26 protein-coding genes are annotated in these 13636 nt (G+C 65.1%); 1 reads left to right on the top strand and 25 read right to left on the bottom strand.

Annotated elements, in window-relative coordinates:
• Positions 1–3 precede the first annotated feature (3 nt).
• The 4 genes from AB3M81_RS08765 to AB3M81_RS08750 all read right to left on the bottom strand — a co-directional run bounded on the left by AB3M81_RS08765 (position 4) and on the right by AB3M81_RS08750 (position 4630).
• Positions 4–1341, bottom strand: a complete 1338-nt coding sequence (locus tag AB3M81_RS08765; protein WP_412903515.1) for a hypothetical protein — start codon at positions 1339–1341, stop codon at positions 4–6.
• A 51-nt stretch (positions 1342–1392) separates the two neighbouring features.
• Positions 1393–2448 (bottom strand): hypothetical protein, encoded by a 1056-nt coding sequence (locus tag AB3M81_RS08760; protein ID WP_412903514.1) that lies wholly within the window; start codon positions 2446–2448, stop codon positions 1393–1395.
• A 65-nt stretch (positions 2449–2513) separates the two neighbouring features.
• On the bottom strand, positions 2514–3584 hold the full coding sequence (locus tag AB3M81_RS08755) for a hypothetical protein (RefSeq protein ID WP_412903513.1): 1071 nt from the start codon (positions 3582–3584) through the stop codon (positions 2514–2516).
• Complete coding sequence (locus AB3M81_RS08750; RefSeq protein ID WP_412903512.1) at positions 3584–4630, bottom strand: hypothetical protein; 1047 nt, start codon at positions 4628–4630, stop codon at positions 3584–3586. Before AB3M81_RS08750 ends, AB3M81_RS08755 begins: the two co-directional genes overlap by 1 nt.
• Before the next feature lie 169 nt (positions 4631–4799).
• Between AB3M81_RS08750 and AB3M81_RS08745 the strand changes: the two genes are divergently transcribed.
• A complete protein-coding gene (locus AB3M81_RS08745) occupies positions 4800–5072 on the top strand; it encodes a hypothetical protein (RefSeq protein ID WP_412903511.1) in 273 nt (90 codons plus the stop codon).
• Here the strand turns inward: AB3M81_RS08745 and AB3M81_RS08740 are convergent.
• The 21 genes from AB3M81_RS08740 to AB3M81_RS08640 all read right to left on the bottom strand — a co-directional run bounded on the left by AB3M81_RS08740 (position 5069) and on the right by AB3M81_RS08640 (position 13620).
• Positions 5069–5287 (bottom strand): hypothetical protein, encoded by a 219-nt coding sequence (locus AB3M81_RS08740; protein ID WP_412903510.1) that lies wholly within the window; start codon positions 5285–5287, stop codon positions 5069–5071. The two genes, AB3M81_RS08745 and AB3M81_RS08740, sit on opposite strands and share 4 nt — an antisense overlap.
• Positions 5288–5322: 35 nt before the next feature.
• Positions 5323–5775: an NADAR family protein gene (locus AB3M81_RS08735; RefSeq protein ID WP_412903509.1), complete on the bottom strand. Its 453-nt coding sequence runs from the start codon at positions 5773–5775 to the stop codon at positions 5323–5325.
• Positions 5772–5909 carry a hypothetical protein gene (locus AB3M81_RS08730; RefSeq protein ID WP_412903508.1) on the bottom strand — a complete coding sequence of 46 codons (138 nt, stop codon included), beginning with the start codon at positions 5907–5909 and terminating at the stop codon, positions 5772–5774. The genes AB3M81_RS08735 and AB3M81_RS08730 overlap by 4 nt, the downstream gene beginning before the upstream one ends.
• 115 nt (positions 5910–6024) lie before the next feature.
• Positions 6025–6501, bottom strand: a complete 477-nt coding sequence (locus AB3M81_RS08725) for a hypothetical protein (RefSeq protein WP_412903507.1) — start codon at positions 6499–6501, stop codon at positions 6025–6027.
• 26 nt (positions 6502–6527) lie between these two features.
• Entirely contained in the window at positions 6528–6767 is a 240-nt protein-coding gene (locus AB3M81_RS08720) for a hypothetical protein (RefSeq protein ID WP_412903506.1), read from the bottom strand.
• A 34-nt stretch (positions 6768–6801) separates the two neighbouring features.
• On the bottom strand, positions 6802–6984 hold the full coding sequence (locus tag AB3M81_RS08715; RefSeq protein ID WP_412903505.1) for a hypothetical protein: 183 nt from the start codon (positions 6982–6984) through the stop codon (positions 6802–6804).
• Positions 6981–7268: a hypothetical protein gene (locus AB3M81_RS08710; RefSeq protein ID WP_412903504.1), complete on the bottom strand. Its 288-nt coding sequence runs from the start codon at positions 7266–7268 to the stop codon at positions 6981–6983. The genes AB3M81_RS08715 and AB3M81_RS08710 overlap by 4 nt, the downstream gene beginning before the upstream one ends.
• 65 nt (positions 7269–7333) lie before the next feature.
• On the bottom strand, positions 7334–7672 hold the full coding sequence (locus AB3M81_RS08705) for a hypothetical protein (RefSeq protein WP_412903503.1): 339 nt from the start codon (positions 7670–7672) through the stop codon (positions 7334–7336).
• Positions 7673–7706: 34 nt separating this feature from the next.
• Entirely contained in the window at positions 7707–8438 is a 732-nt protein-coding gene (locus tag AB3M81_RS08700; protein ID WP_412903502.1) for a hypothetical protein, read from the bottom strand.
• Positions 8439–8497: 59 nt separating this feature from the next.
• Positions 8498–8710, bottom strand: coding sequence for a hypothetical protein (locus tag AB3M81_RS08695; protein ID WP_412903501.1), 213 nt, complete (start codon positions 8708–8710; stop codon positions 8498–8500).
• A complete protein-coding gene (locus tag AB3M81_RS08690; RefSeq protein ID WP_412903500.1) occupies positions 8707–9084 on the bottom strand; it encodes a hypothetical protein in 378 nt (125 codons plus the stop codon). The genes AB3M81_RS08695 and AB3M81_RS08690 overlap by 4 nt, the downstream gene beginning before the upstream one ends.
• Positions 9085–9098: 14 nt before the next feature.
• A complete protein-coding gene (locus AB3M81_RS08685; protein WP_412903499.1) occupies positions 9099–9476 on the bottom strand; it encodes a hypothetical protein in 378 nt (125 codons plus the stop codon).
• 3 nt (positions 9477–9479) lie between these two features.
• A complete protein-coding gene (locus AB3M81_RS08680) occupies positions 9480–10076 on the bottom strand; it encodes a 3'-5' exonuclease family protein (RefSeq protein WP_412903498.1) in 597 nt (198 codons plus the stop codon).
• Positions 10077–10163: 87 nt separating this feature from the next.
• On the bottom strand, positions 10164–10604 hold the full coding sequence (locus AB3M81_RS08675; RefSeq protein WP_412903497.1) for a hypothetical protein: 441 nt from the start codon (positions 10602–10604) through the stop codon (positions 10164–10166).
• 101 nt (positions 10605–10705) lie between these two features.
• The gene (locus AB3M81_RS08670) at positions 10706–11380 is read right to left on the bottom strand and encodes a hypothetical protein (protein WP_412903496.1); all 675 of its coding nucleotides are present in this window, start codon (positions 11378–11380) and stop codon (positions 10706–10708) included.
• Positions 11381–11415: 35 nt separating this feature from the next.
• Positions 11416–11694 (bottom strand): hypothetical protein, encoded by a 279-nt coding sequence (locus tag AB3M81_RS08665; protein ID WP_412903495.1) that lies wholly within the window; start codon positions 11692–11694, stop codon positions 11416–11418.
• Positions 11691–12041 carry a hypothetical protein gene (locus AB3M81_RS08660; protein WP_412903494.1) on the bottom strand — a complete coding sequence of 117 codons (351 nt, stop codon included), beginning with the start codon at positions 12039–12041 and terminating at the stop codon, positions 11691–11693. The genes AB3M81_RS08665 and AB3M81_RS08660 overlap by 4 nt, the downstream gene beginning before the upstream one ends.
• Positions 12041–12325, bottom strand: a complete 285-nt coding sequence (locus AB3M81_RS08655) for a hypothetical protein (RefSeq protein WP_412903493.1) — start codon at positions 12323–12325, stop codon at positions 12041–12043. The genes AB3M81_RS08660 and AB3M81_RS08655 overlap by 1 nt, the downstream gene beginning before the upstream one ends.
• Positions 12322–12570 (bottom strand): hypothetical protein, encoded by a 249-nt coding sequence (locus tag AB3M81_RS08650; RefSeq protein WP_412903492.1) that lies wholly within the window; start codon positions 12568–12570, stop codon positions 12322–12324. Before AB3M81_RS08650 ends, AB3M81_RS08655 begins: the two co-directional genes overlap by 4 nt.
• Positions 12571–12641: 71 nt before the next feature.
• Positions 12642–12860 (bottom strand): hypothetical protein, encoded by a 219-nt coding sequence (locus tag AB3M81_RS08645; protein ID WP_412903491.1) that lies wholly within the window; start codon positions 12858–12860, stop codon positions 12642–12644.
• Between the two features lie 82 nt (positions 12861–12942).
• Positions 12943–13620 carry a hypothetical protein gene (locus AB3M81_RS08640; RefSeq protein WP_412903490.1) on the bottom strand — a complete coding sequence of 226 codons (678 nt, stop codon included), beginning with the start codon at positions 13618–13620 and terminating at the stop codon, positions 12943–12945.
• Positions 13621–13636: the final 16 nt, after the last annotated feature.

Here is a 13636-nt window from a genome sequence, read left to right as displayed (position 1 = left end):
GGTTCAGGCGCGGAACCCCAGACACGGCAGGAACCGGTCGCGCTTCCACACACCGGTGGCGGCGTTGTAGGTGCCGTAGTCGTTGTCGGTCGCCCACGTGAGCCCGGCGCTGCAGGTCGTGTTGTGCGATGGTCCGTACCGCCACGTGTCGTCGACGACCTTCAACCCGGTGACGCTGCCGGGGGTCTCCATCCGGAACACGAACCCTCCCCCGGCCATGACGACGTTGTCGATGACGGCTGACGTGTTCCCTTGGTTCGGGTAGAAGAACGCGGAGTTCCCGAGGCAGTACGGGGTCGGGTTCAGCAGGAGGGTTGAGTCGCGGACGGTGACCTTGGCGCCGTTGTAGCCCTGCACGGCGTCTCCGTGCCAGTCGATGCCGTTGTCGGGTCGGTCGCAACCTGCGTACGCGTCGATGCTGGCGAAGGACCGGTCGATGGTGACCTCGCCGCAGCCGTACTCCTTGCCGCCGACTCGGAACCCTTCGGAGGGGCCGTCGATCTTGACGCGTCGGGCGGTGTACCCGCCGAACTCGATGGCGGGCTGTCCGATGTCGAAGGTGCCGCGACGGATGGTGGTGTCCTCGATGATGAGCCCGTTCGCGCATTGCCGGTTGAACACGTTGCGGATCTGGCCGGACTGGATCTCGACCCGCCGGATCGTGACGTTCGGTGCGCGTACGTCCAGCCTGCCGCCGACGATGCGAATGTCCTGCACGACGGCTCCGGGCGTGGTGACGACGTGGTCACCGTTGATGGTTCGGGTGGGGGTCCAGCCCGCGGGGGTGCCGGTGTTCGCCCGGGTGGGGAACGTACCGGGGGCCGGTGCCGGTGTGGTCGGGTTCGGGGAAGGTGCTGGCGTCGTGGGTTCCGGAGTAGGTGTCGTCGGAGGGGTGGTCGGTTCAGGCTTCACCGGGACAGGCGCGACAGGTCGCGGGTTGCGATGCTGCATCTTCACCGCACCGACTCGTACGCTCCGGTTGCACACGGTCCGCTTCTTCGACCGGACCCGCTTGTCCTTGGCCATCACGACCGACACACGATGCGCGCCCGGCCGGTACATCTTCTTCGACGTGACCTTCACGTAGCGGGACTTCTTGACCGTCACCACCCGGTCGAGTCGCCCGTCGACCCAGATCCGTGCGACCGGCCACCCCATGCACTTGGTCGCCTTCACGGTCACGAGCACCCGCCCGTGACCGTTCACGTGAACAGTGGACCGGTCCCCGTTCGAGCGGAGCGTCTGCGCCGGTGCCGCCATCGCCTGCGGAGCGACGATCGACAAGAGCGCCACGACGACCGCGGTGAGACTGACGCACGCGATGACCTTCTGAGCCTTCATGCCCAGATCTATGCGACAAGCACGCCCCTCAACGCCGCCTACCGACCAACGTCAGAACGGCCATGACCCGTCGTCGTCGTCGTACGCGTGACGGGACGTGTGCATTCCCTTCCGGGTGTCACCGCACGGCAGGCACCTGCCGTATTCGGCGCCGAAGTCCTCCCGCTCGATGAGCACGCCCCTTCCTCCACTCGTGACGACGTTCCCTCGAACCTTGTCCAGCAGCGGCTTGCGCTTGGCTTCCATGTGGGCGATGAACTCGTCCCGGTCGGCGTTCAGACGGTCGAGTGTCCGCAGGAACAACATCGGGGTGACGGCATGGTCGAGCAGGTCCAGTTCGATGATCGACGCGTCGTTGACGCCGACCCGGTTCCGGACCGCGTTCTCGCGAACCTCCTTCGACAGGTTCATCCACGTGCCGAGGTTCGCGGGGTTCACTCCCCCATCAACCAGTGGCCGAATCGACGACTCCCACTCCTCGCGGGCGTCGTCCTCGACGGTAATCCGAGGGTCGTCACGGACACCCATCTCCACCATCTCCTTGTGGTGAATCATGAGGAACACGCCAACGGCCGGAAGGACGAGCGACAAGATCCACAAGTCCGCCATCACGAGCGCAAACGTCACCGCCACGATCGCGGCCACTGACACCACCGGGACGACCGACGTGGGCTTGAACAGGGCAAGCCATCCACGGGCTCTACGCTGCTTACCGGTGACGGTCGGACTCTGGCGGAACTCCGCGACCCGCTCAGGCGTCCAGTACGGGTGCTCATTCCGGTTGTCGGTCGGCTCGTCATCCCAGTCCGAGTACCGCAACGAACGGGCGGTCTCCTCGGCCAGCATCTTCTCGACCTCGGCCTGTCGCTTGCGTTCGGCGGCGTCACGCTCGCGCACCTCGAGCACGGAGGCGCCGTCGAGGACCGCGGCGCGCATGTGCCAGTAATCGGTCAGTCCGTGGGCCGCGAACTTCTCCCACGTGGTCAGCCCGACCCCGGCGGACAGCATCAGGTCGGCGACCTCGTTCGGGATGTCGAGCCACCTGTCCAGTTCGGACGCGTGGACGCCCTTGGCGGTGAGGTGCTTGCGGCGTGCCTTGTCGCTCATCTGGATGCTCCTGCGTGCTGTGGTTCGCTCACTCGATGTAAGACCGCCCGGTTGGCCGGTTTCGATCAGGCGAGCAAGCGTCGGGCGATGGACCCGATGACGCTGCGGCTGCTTGTGGCGTCGGCGACCAGTTGAGGCAGGACTCGCAGGAAGGGCTGCTCGGAGCGCAGTCGGTCTTCGCTCTCCAACTCCTCAAGCGTCTCGATGAACACCAGCGGGGTGACGACCCGGGTTGCGAGACGTGCGTCGATACGTTCGGCCATGTTGATGCCGACCCGGTTGGTGAGCGCGTTGTCACGCACCTCCGCCGACAGGGACAACCATCGGTCGATGTTCGAAGGGTGCGCTCCGGCTTCCACCGCCGGGCGGACCACCTTGACCCACGTGTACTCGACACTCTTCTGGTTGCGTCGCGCTTCGTCGCGAGCCCTCGAAAAGCCGGTCCGGTAACCCCACGACTCGTCTCGTGACTCGTCGCTCCATGCCTCCATGTTCGTTCGAAGCAGACTCGGCATCGAACCGTTCGACAGGGTGAACGGCGGCTTCTGCCGCTCTCTGCGTGTCAAGGTCAACGACGCGCCAGCGGTGAAGGCCGCGATCGGGATGCCCAGCAGGACGCAGACGACAGCGTGCAGGCTGGAACCGAACATGGCGGCGACAAGCGTCGAGGTGAAGAACCAGCCGAAGGTCGTGTACAAGGCGGCAGCGAAGTAGTCGACGAGATCGAGACGCGGATCGTCGATCGGTCGAGCACGGAACTCGGCGATGACCTCTGGCGTGAAGTACCAGTGTTCGGGCTGGCCGGGCTTCGGCGTGTCATCCCATGAACCGGTAGCCGCCCTCAGGATCCGCGCGGTTTCGTCCTTGGCGGCCTGCTCGACGTCTCGCGCTCGCTTCTCGGCTGCGTGCTTCTCGGCGACGATCTCGTCGATGCTGAGATTGCGGATGATGGCGTCGTTGAAGTACTGGTACTCGGTCAGGCCCTTGTCCTTGAACGCCTTGTAGGTGTCCAGTGAGAGACCCGCTGACAGCAGTAGCGTGGCGACGTCCGGGTCGATGGCTTCCCACCGGGACAGGACGTCCGGGTCGGCTCCCTTCGCGAGAAGCATCTTGCGATGCTTGTACTTCGACAGCATCAGCGGTCCCGCATGAAGTCTGCCCAGTCGGTGGCGAGACCGTGGAGCAGTTCGTCGCGCGACATCCAACCGGACACCCCGTAGCGCGTGTCGGCGGCCTTGTTCACGGTCGGGTAGTAGTTGATGAACCAGTAGTCACCCATCGGCCGGTCGCCCGGGGCGAGGCGACCCGGCGACATCGCGTACAGGCGACCCTTGGCCTCCAACTGGTCCTTGACGTCAGCGATGAAGTTCATCTGGGTGTCGTTGTAGTGCTGGGAGGCGCGGATGGACTCGACGGTCTCGGGGGTCAGGTCACGGTCGTCGAAGAACGACACGGCACGGCTGAACGGGTTCGACGAACCTCCGAAGCGGAGGTTGTTCGTCTCGGTTGCCTCGAACAGCAACGCGAGCGCGTCAGTCAGGAGACGGTCGGCCGGGGCCATGACGAGGAAGTCGCCTCGGTGGAACTCGCCGACCGAGACGCGCTCAGGCAGCCCGTGCACGTGGACGCGCAGGGCGGTGAGCAGGTCGGCGCGCTTGCGTGGCAGCGGGGTGACGATGCCCTTCAACTCGGCGCGCAGGTCAGCGACGGACTTGCGGTAGTCGCGGAAGTAGCCGTCGTACCACTCGGCCTCGGAAATGGCGCGGGATGCGGCCGTGTCCACCCGATCCGCGAGCGTGTCGAGGAAGTCCCACGCCTTCTTCGCCTCGATGACGAAGTACGGGTGCGCCCCATAGGTGACGACACTGACGATGTCGGACTGGTTGACGGTCGAGCCGTTGAACTTCTCGGAGATGGCCGCCAGACCCCACTCCTCCTCGGCGCGGTAGTCGCCGGTGTAGGTGACGCCGATGACCGGCTCGTCGGTGCCGTTCTGCTTGTTGACGGTCAGGTAGATCTTGCGGTTGGCGCGCTTGCGCTCACCCTCGGCGGCGGCAGCGTCGATGTCCTCACGGGTGTGACCGAGTGCGAGCAGACGCTGGTAGACAGTGTTGCCACCTGCGGCGTAGTCGCGTCGGTTGGTCGTCTCGTCGGTCGTGACGAAATCGAGGGTCGCGGTCATCGGTGGTACTCCATCGCTCTTGGGGTGTTCGATGGGTGTAAGCCCGGCCGGGGGTGGTTTTCGATCGGGAGGACGATAGCGCGTGGGACACTACCGGGTGTCTAGGGAAGGGACCATCGTGCATCCTCTTGGTGACCGTCGCGTACAGAAGGCCGAAGAACTCGCGAAGATGACCGACGCGATTCGTGCCCGGTTCGACGACATGGCCGAACCTCAGGTCGCAGCGGACGCGGCTCAGGCGGTCATGGAGTCCGGCGTGCTGGACGAGGCGGAGACCCGAGGCGCCCTACTCGCGCTTCACCTGATGACCGTGATCCTTGACGCCAAGCCGGAGACTGAGGTGGGCGCGAACCTCGCGAACCTGTTCCACGACACGTTGAAGAACGACGGGTGGGCGATGGTCAACACGATCTTCGGGTTGGAGTTCGAGACCCGCGGCTAGAACGAGCCCTCACTGTCGGTGAGCAGTTCGATGGCCGCCTCCTTGGCGTCTCCACGGACGTCGCAACCGGCATTGTTCAGGTTGGCGACAGCGAGAAGGTTCGCGATGCGCAGTTCGAGCACCAGCGCACCGATCGCGTCGGCAGTCTCGAGCGGCTCGAACCCCTGCGACTTGTCGGGCTCGATGATCTGGATGAGTTCGGTGACGCTGGTCATGACGAACCCAAGGACGATCGTCTGCCGATCACCGATCAGCCGAGGAGGCGGGCCCGGAGCGCCATGAGGAGTTCGCCGAGCATGTTCACGCCCTGCTGACCGACGTGCTTCGGGCAGGTGCATTCGCCCCAAAATCTGTCATGCCAGTGATTGAATTCGACGAGGTGGAGGTCGCCGGTGGCGATCAACTTCGCTGCGAGGTCGGGATGTTTGAACTTCGCGACGAGCGTGTCCTGCATCGCCCGAACCCGGTAGCCGTCATCCCACCCGGGCCGGAGCGTCACTCGGCGGCCGCGGGCCTTCGCGTCACGCGGGGACTGGGCGGCGAGCACGTGCGCACGCTGGGTCGGGTCGAGGGTCTTGAGCGCGTTGAAGGCGTGCTCCCCGGACTTCACGACACCGCCAAGGAGCGGCATGTCGAAGGGGGTGGTGTCGAAGTTGGAAAGGAACCCCAACTCTCCCGTGAACATGGGCTTCGTGGCGTTCATGCAGCCACCATCACGGCCGAGTGGGTGACGCACCGGACGATCTCGACGGACCGCCAGAGTGCGATGTCGAAGTAGGTCCAGCACCCGCACGGGTGCTTCCGCTCGTCGTGCACGTCCGGGTGTTTCTCAGCCATCTGGTTGCTCCATTCGAGGTCTACGCCGGTCCTAAGCCCCGCCGGTCGCCCATCGCGATCAAGACCACGAACGCCCCAGCCGGTGGAAGGCTGGGGCGTTCGTCTGGTTGCGGGTTCAGTTAGCGGCGGTGAGTCCCTGCGTGTGGACGTGCAGGTGCACGGTCGCGTCCTCGTCGCCGCGAGCGGTGAGCGCCGCGCCGATGATCTGCTTGGCGACGTCCGGGTCGAACTTCGGGTCGTCCTCGTGGGTCCGGGGCTTCTTCGTGGTGAGTGCCTCGTACGCGAGTCGTTGGTTCGACTCCAACCGGCCACCGAACACGCGCACCCAGTCCGCGAGATCGCAGGCCTGACCGGTCAGGAGCGGGAAGTTCGCCACGAGGTCGTGCAGGGTCCAGAACTTCGCGAGGTAGTCGTAGGAGTTGAAGCGGAACGGCTTGTTGTGGCTGACGAAGTAGGTGACGCCCTCGCTGTGGACGAGGTACGTCTCGCCTGTGTAGGGGTTGATGCCGAGTGCGTACCGGTCGTTGCGGGACTCGGGATGTCCGGTCGGGTCGAGCGGGATGACGTAGGCGCCGGTGGGACGGTCAGACATGCGGTTCTCCTGCGGGTTGGGGTGGTTCAGTCAGTCTCGGGGTTGAGTACGCCGAGGGCACGCAACTGGTTCTCGGCTGCCTTGGCTTCGTAACGCCACATGAGCGGGTTGTGACGGTGGAGGGACACGATCGCGATGAGGTTGGCGATGTGCTGCTCCCGGCGGAGCGCGTCCGTCGCCCTGATGACCGCGGCGTCACCGTGGGTCACACCATGCTGCAACGGGATGCCGGTCTCACGGTACGGGTACCAGTTCTGGTTGCTCATACCTGTTCAAGCCCGCAACGGTCACTGGGGCCGATCAGGTCTCGGGCAGGAACAGGACGTTCGCGGGTAGTGCGGGCTCCCACGCTTGACCATCGGCGTACCACCACGCACCGGACTCGCCCTTGATGGCGGGCCTGCCGCCGGACTCGACCACCGCGTCGTAAGGCAGCGCCTCCAACTCTTCGGCGGTCTCAACCACGGCGAGGGTCTGCATCACGCGTTCACGAGGATCGACTCGATGGGTGCGGCGTAGTTCCACATCGACCCGTCAGCGTCGATGAACACGGGGTACTTGCCGACAGCGACATCAGGGTCCGCGAGGAACTCACGAACGGGAACGTCCACGTGCTGTACGTCGGCGTCGTTCTGGAACCCGACCAGTTTCTCCGGGGTGCCGTTCCAGAAGTCCTGACGGCCGACCGTGCCGTCCTCTTCGATGTGGAACGGGTACGGGCGGGAGAGGTTGTCGCCGGTCTTCGGCTGGATGGTGACGCTGGACATCAGGTGGTGCTCCTTCGGTGCGTTCTGGGAAACGATATCGGTGGACAGGGACAGTCGAGGGGATGTCAGGAGTAGAAGTAGCCGTTGTTCTCCAAGATGCTGTCACCACGGGCGATCTGGTTGATGACGTTGGTGGAGAACTCGATGTTGCACATGTCGACCGGTGGAGGCCACGCAATTGTCTCGACGTTCCACGAACCGCCGGTAGCGGAGATGTGGAAGCCGCCGTCGAACCGCTGCGAGATGGTCCACACGTCGCTGGTGTTGTCCCTGATCTCGCCGAGCATCAGCATCTGGATCTGCTCGTCGGTTGCCTGACTGGCGGGCACGTACTCGCCGATGAGGCATTCGGTGCAGCCGCAGTTGTGCGGGTCGATCGCCAGCAGTTTGATGTGGTCGCTCATGCCGGTTCAAGCCCGCAGGGTCACGGGCCGTCGATCAGTCGTAGTCGGCGAACGACTCGGTGTAGCCGTAATCGTCCCGCAGCGCGTCGGCCAGCCGGGCTGCCTCAGCGTGCAGGTCGTACACGTGGACCAGCACCTCGGCCAGCGACTCTGACGTGAGCACCGTGTGCTGGTCTCCTCGGAACATTCCGTCGCTCTTGCTGACGAGACGGTACGAGCCGCCCTTGTTCGGGTTGAACACGATGTACAGGTGGCTGTCTGCGGTCGGGTGGTGACCGGCCATCAGGCGTGCGTCCTTGCCGTGCTCGGCGAGGATGGCGTGCTGTGCGCGGAAGATCGGGCCGATACGGTCGGCCGACTCGGCGACCTCTTCACGGGTGGCGCGACCGAACGCACCGGTGACGTTGATGAGGATGACCGGGACGTTGTTCTCGTGCGCGAACTGGAACGCCCATGTCTGGAAGGGCCGGATCAGTTCACGGAACGGCTCGTCGAACCCCTCCATGCCCCAGCCGTTGTTGTACACGAGGCGGTAGATCTCGGCGGCGGTCTGCGGGTTCGACAGCAGCGCCACCCCGTCCGTCTTCATCGCTTCGACGAGCGTCTCAGCGATGGCGGTGTCCGTGGCGTCGATCTGGTCGTTCACCGCGTCGAGGGCGGGCTTGATGGAGTCGTGGATGGACTGCTTCTGGTCCTGCAGCGCACCCTTGCGGACCGCGAGCCCGGAGATGCGGGCGGTGAGGTCGGCGGTCGTGTGGTGACTCATGGCGGGTTCAAGCCCTTCCGCGGGGTGAACCGCGATCAGTGAGCGATGGGCGTGTCGGGTCAGGATGCGGGACGCAGGACGGTGACCGTCCGGTTCGCCATGTACGTGCGCACGCGCGGGGTGCCGTCGGTGAACACCCTGACGCTGCTTCCTCGAGCGATGACCGAGGTGACGGTCGCGTCGTTCACGTCGTCCCAACGCGGGATGACATCACCGGGGCTGATGTCCTCGGTCTGGATGGCCCATCGTTCGAGGTTCTTGATGTCGGTCATCGTTGGTCCTTTCGAGAGTCGGCTGCGACCTTCTTGTACCCGGCGGGTTCACGGTCGGTGTCGGGGTTCCACGCGATCGCGGCGAGCGGCGCGGCGGGCCCCTTGTCGTAGCACCAGCCCGCGACCCAATGAAGGGGGTACTCGTCGGTGCGGGACAGCAGGATCCGGTTGTTGAACAGCATCGGCGCGACGGACACGATCCAGTCGGAGGACCGGCGTACGACCATCGCTTCGATGTTCGGGTCGTACTCGCCGACGTTCTCCCACCCTTCGAACGCCGGGTAGTCCGCGGCGGTGAGGATGGCGAAGTCCCGGGCCGCGAGCGCGTCGAGCGCCTCGGTCAGGTCGTCGAACGTGGCATGTGTGTCAGTCATGGTCATCTAAGCGGTCACACTACCGGCAGGTCGATCTGTCCCACGGTGAGTTCGGGGTACAGGTGTTCCGCTTCGGCCATCATGTCGTCCCAGTTGAGCAGGCCAACATGTTCGAGCGCCATCGGCAGTGCTCCCCCGGTCGGGCTGTTCCCGTCCGTGACGTACGCCGGGTCGTAGGACGGCGTGATACGCCGGTCGAACGCCCACGACATACAACTCCAACCGCACACGCACTCACCGATCCACTTGTACGGCGTCGCGCCAGTGCGGTCCGCCCCGTGCTCGATGGCGACACCCTTGCGCAACCAGACGAGCCGGACACGGACCTTGTGGTCTGGTCCGGCGGTCTCGGGTTTCGTGTTGTCGACGGCAAGACGAAGATGGCGCGGCACGGGTCAGAACTTCTGCTCGTGGCGGGTAAGGATGGTCCGGTACGCCTCGGCGTTCCCGAGGGCGTCGTTGACCGGATTGTGGTCGTGGGCGGTACGGCGGTACTTCTTCCACGCCGAGGTCTTGCGCCAGTTACCTGACAGGCCCGCCGCGAGGTCGCCGATGCGACGGGATGAGTGCCCGAACGGGTTGGGGTGGCCGTGCTTGTCGAAGTAGTACGCCATCCACATGAAGTCGTAGCCGTTGTTGTCCGACACGAACGTGGCCCGGCCGCCGTCGGTGAGGTTCTTCACGAACTGCGAGGCGGCGGCCATGACGAACGCCTCCCCTGCCACCGCGTCGGGCCGGTCGGACGTCTGGCACGAGTCCCACTTCATCGCGTGGACCGGGTCGGGGGTCACCTTGCCACTGAGGCGGAACCCGGGTGCCGGGACGTCAGCGATCGGCTTGGCGGGGATCTCGGGGTCGGGATGGAAACGCCACAGGCGTCCGTGGAACCACGCCTGTGTCTCGAAGTCGACGATGCCGAACTCGGTCATGACGCCCGTGGCGGGCGTGTCGTCGGTCGCTTCGACGTCCACGATGAAGATGCGGTTACTCATGTCACGAACAAGACCGAACCTATCCCGGACTCGATCGGAGGGGGTAACTGCGTGTCCGTGCGGTCCTTGACACGGCGTCGTGTTCGCTCAGCGGAGGGCGCGCAGGATGTCGGCGGCCCAGTCGTCGTCGGTTTGCGCGGCGGCAACACGTTTCGCGGACACGGGACGAACACCCAGCACGAGGGACGGATCGAGCAGGCACTCCCACTCCCCCGCATCGAGGGTGCCGTCGGCGAGCCAATCGGTGAGCGTCATGCCAGAAGACCAGTACGTCTCGAACCCTGCCTTGCCGCGGTCCTGAGCGTGCTCGACCTGCGAATGGGATGCAGATTCCCACGCGTCGATCGAGTAGACCCACACGTCGTCGGCGTTCACGGTGATCTCGCGAACCTTCACGTCAGCGATTCGGGTGTTGAACGCGTTCCCTCGAACCCACCTGCCGACACCTTCGAGAGTCGGCGAAGCGAAGATGGCTTCGGTGCGACCCACTCGTCCGGCGGGCTTGTGCTGGTCGGCGAGCAGGTACACGGCTGCTTCACAACCACGACTCGCGGGTGCGGCGACGACACCGGACCGGTAGACCTTCGCTCTCATGTCTGATTCAAGCCCGCAACGAGTGTCAGGGGCGATCAGTCCGTGAACGAGTTGACGAGCCCCTCGGTACGGGACGCGGCGATGAGCGCCTCAGCGAGCGTCCCGAACGTCTGCTCCGTCCACGAGGCGCCTTCGAAGCCCAGCGTGAACCCGCCGGTTTCGCCGTCACCCCAGATGCGCAGGTAGCGGCCGTCCTTCCATCCGCAGACGATGGACGGCGCCCTGTTGAACTCGGCGAGGATGTCCTCCTGCGCCTCGAACACCGCCTCGACGTTCACCGCGACGTCCTTGATGTGCTCGACGGACGTCTGCGGGTTGAACGGGGCGAACATCTGCAGGACCGGGTGCTTGGCCGTGTAGTCCGAGTCGGTCGGCTCACCGAACATCCACCAACCGGTCGGTGACTCGGTGGGCAGACCGATCGCTGCGTGGAACGCGTCGGTGAACTCCCGCGTGCCCCTGCTCCCGAACCAGCCGAGCCCGTACACGTTCTTGGCCGAAGCGGGGTCGGTCAGCAAGTTGAGGCCGTCGGCTTCGATTGCCTGCACGACGGTCGAGAGAACTGCCTTGCGGTTCTCCTCCCGCTTCGCGTGCAGCGCCTTGACCTGCTCCTCGACAGACGCGCGCAGGGCGTCCACCTGTGCGTCGATGGCGGCGTCCTCGGTCTCGATGGCGTCGAGGTTCGGCAGATGCGAAGTCACGTTGCTCATGCTCTCATCAAGCCCTCGCGGCTGTGGTGAATCGATCAGTCGGCGGGTGCGAGTGTCTTCACGTCGTAGCCGAGCATCCACATGGTCGTGCACCACGTCTCGTAGTCGCGGGCCTTGTCCCACCCGTAGGCGTCGGCGAACGCGCTGGTTCCGCAGCACTGGCCGCAGTCCGGGTCAGCGAACATGGCGATGTCGGGGTACTGGTCCTCGAGCGCGACCGCGCGGGCGACCAGTTCCTCCTCGGTCACCATGACGACCTTCGGGGACGGATTGGTGGTCGTGCGCTTCTTCCGGCGGCGTCGGTTGTTCCTCATCGCGATACCTCCCCGTCCTCGTCGTCGATGATGATGAGCCTGCCGTTCTCGTCGGTGCCATGCTCGGCCACCTCGTCACGGAGTCGTTGGGCGGCGGCGCGGGCACGCGCGTGTCGCTTCTCGACCTTGATGAATTCGTCGGGGTCGGCGTCCATGTCGAGGACGGGCCGGTCCAACGCTTCGAGCATCCGTTCCAGCGTGGCTCGCATGTCCTCGGCGGACGTCTCACACAACCCGACCGGGTTCTCGGTCCAACCGATCTTCCCGTCCATCGCGTACACCTCACGGAACTCGAACACGTCCCCGTGCTCGGCCGTGCGCTTGGTCAGCACGTACCTCCACGACATCAGGCGTTCTCCCTCTCGGTCTCATGCCAGTCGAGGACATGACGGAACACCGGTACGAGTGGTGAACCGTCGGCCACCGTCGGCTGGTGGTTGTAGGTGTGTTCGAACGGGTGGTCCGACCCGGGCGCCTTCAACGCCCACTGGACAGTCGGTTCCGGCGACGCTTCGATGAGGTTCGCCATCTGCTCGATGAGAGCCCACGCCCACGACGGGTCAGGGGCCGACGCATCGGACGCGGCGATGATCTGGTCGGCGAGCGCGTCGGGCAGTTCGATGGGCTTCACGTGGGTTCTCCTGTGACGGTGATGCCGTACTCGTCAGCGAACAGGTCGATGAGAGCCAGCAGGTCGGCGTACGCGGTGTCGCGGTCGTCACCACTCACGCGATCGCGTTCCCGGTTCGACACCACGACGCTTCGAACATGCGGCAGCCACCGGTCCACAGGTAGGCCGTGGTGGATGTTGTTGACCGCCGACTCCCCCATGTCGAACACGCCAGCGGTCCCGTAGTCACGCTTCGCGAGCGCCAACACGGCTTCGTCGTGGCACAGGTCCATGAGCCTCTTGCCGGGCATCACCATCGTCGTCGTGTCCCTTCTGCTCAGTAGCCGGAGATCTTGGACGAGACCTGCACCTTGTCGATGTGCATGTCGGGGCGGTCTCGGTGCCCGCCGTACCGCTTCGAGCGAAGGTCGGCCTCCTGCTCGGCGGTCTGCTTGGACGTGAACACGGCGATGTTCGCCTTGCCGTAACAACCCGGGTCATCACACAGGCACGGGTCGGACACGAGGAACACGGTGTCACCGGGAGATACGCTCATACCCCCTATAAGACCGCAACCGCGTTAGGTACCGATCGGCGTCGCGCGCCCGGTCAGGCGCCGACCATCTCCTTCACGTTGCTCACAAGCGGTCTCCGTCGATGTAGATCAGTTCGATGCGGTGCTTGTTGGTGTCCTTGTCCCGGCCTCGCCAACGCGCGAGCGTCGGCTTCTCGTCGGGGTGGTGCTTCACGGCACCCGTGAGCGCCATGTCGATGGCTTGGACGGGCATGTTCCCGTTGACGTGCACGATGACGGAACGGCCGAACTCGTGGCGGACGGTCTCATGCTCCTCGTACTCGGCGGCGTCGCGGTACCGGTCGGCGGTGTGGCGGCCCGTCATGGGTGTGGCGCCGTCGGCAACCTGCTGCCGGATGAACTCCTCGGCTGTGTCCGCGTCACGCTCGACGAAGGCGATGCGTTCGAGGCTGTACAGGGCGGACACGCCTCCGCGGACGTCCTCATCGATCGCGTCGATGTCGAACGACGTTTCGCCGGGACGTCCGAGGAGGATCTCCTCGACGATGTAGCGGACCGTGTTCAGGCCGTAGTTCTTGCTCAGATCGCTGGGCTCTCGGCCGTAACGCTGCGACAGGAGGATGTTCGCGTCCCGCAGGAACGCACGGACACGCATGTACTCCGTCTGAGCATCCACGAGCCCGAACTGGCGCAGGTCATCGGAGGTCGCCTCGAACGTCTCACCGTTCTCGAGATGGACGTGCAGGGTTCCTACGACCGGACGGTCGAACGTTGCGTGCATGGATGCTCCTTGAAGC

The sequence above is a fragment of the Aeromicrobium jepli genome (assembly GCF_047246605.1).
GTDB lineage: Bacteria > Actinomycetota > Actinomycetes > Propionibacteriales > Nocardioidaceae > Aeromicrobium.
Note: the sequence above shows the minus strand (reverse complement) of the source record. Positions and strands in the feature narration are given on the sequence as shown.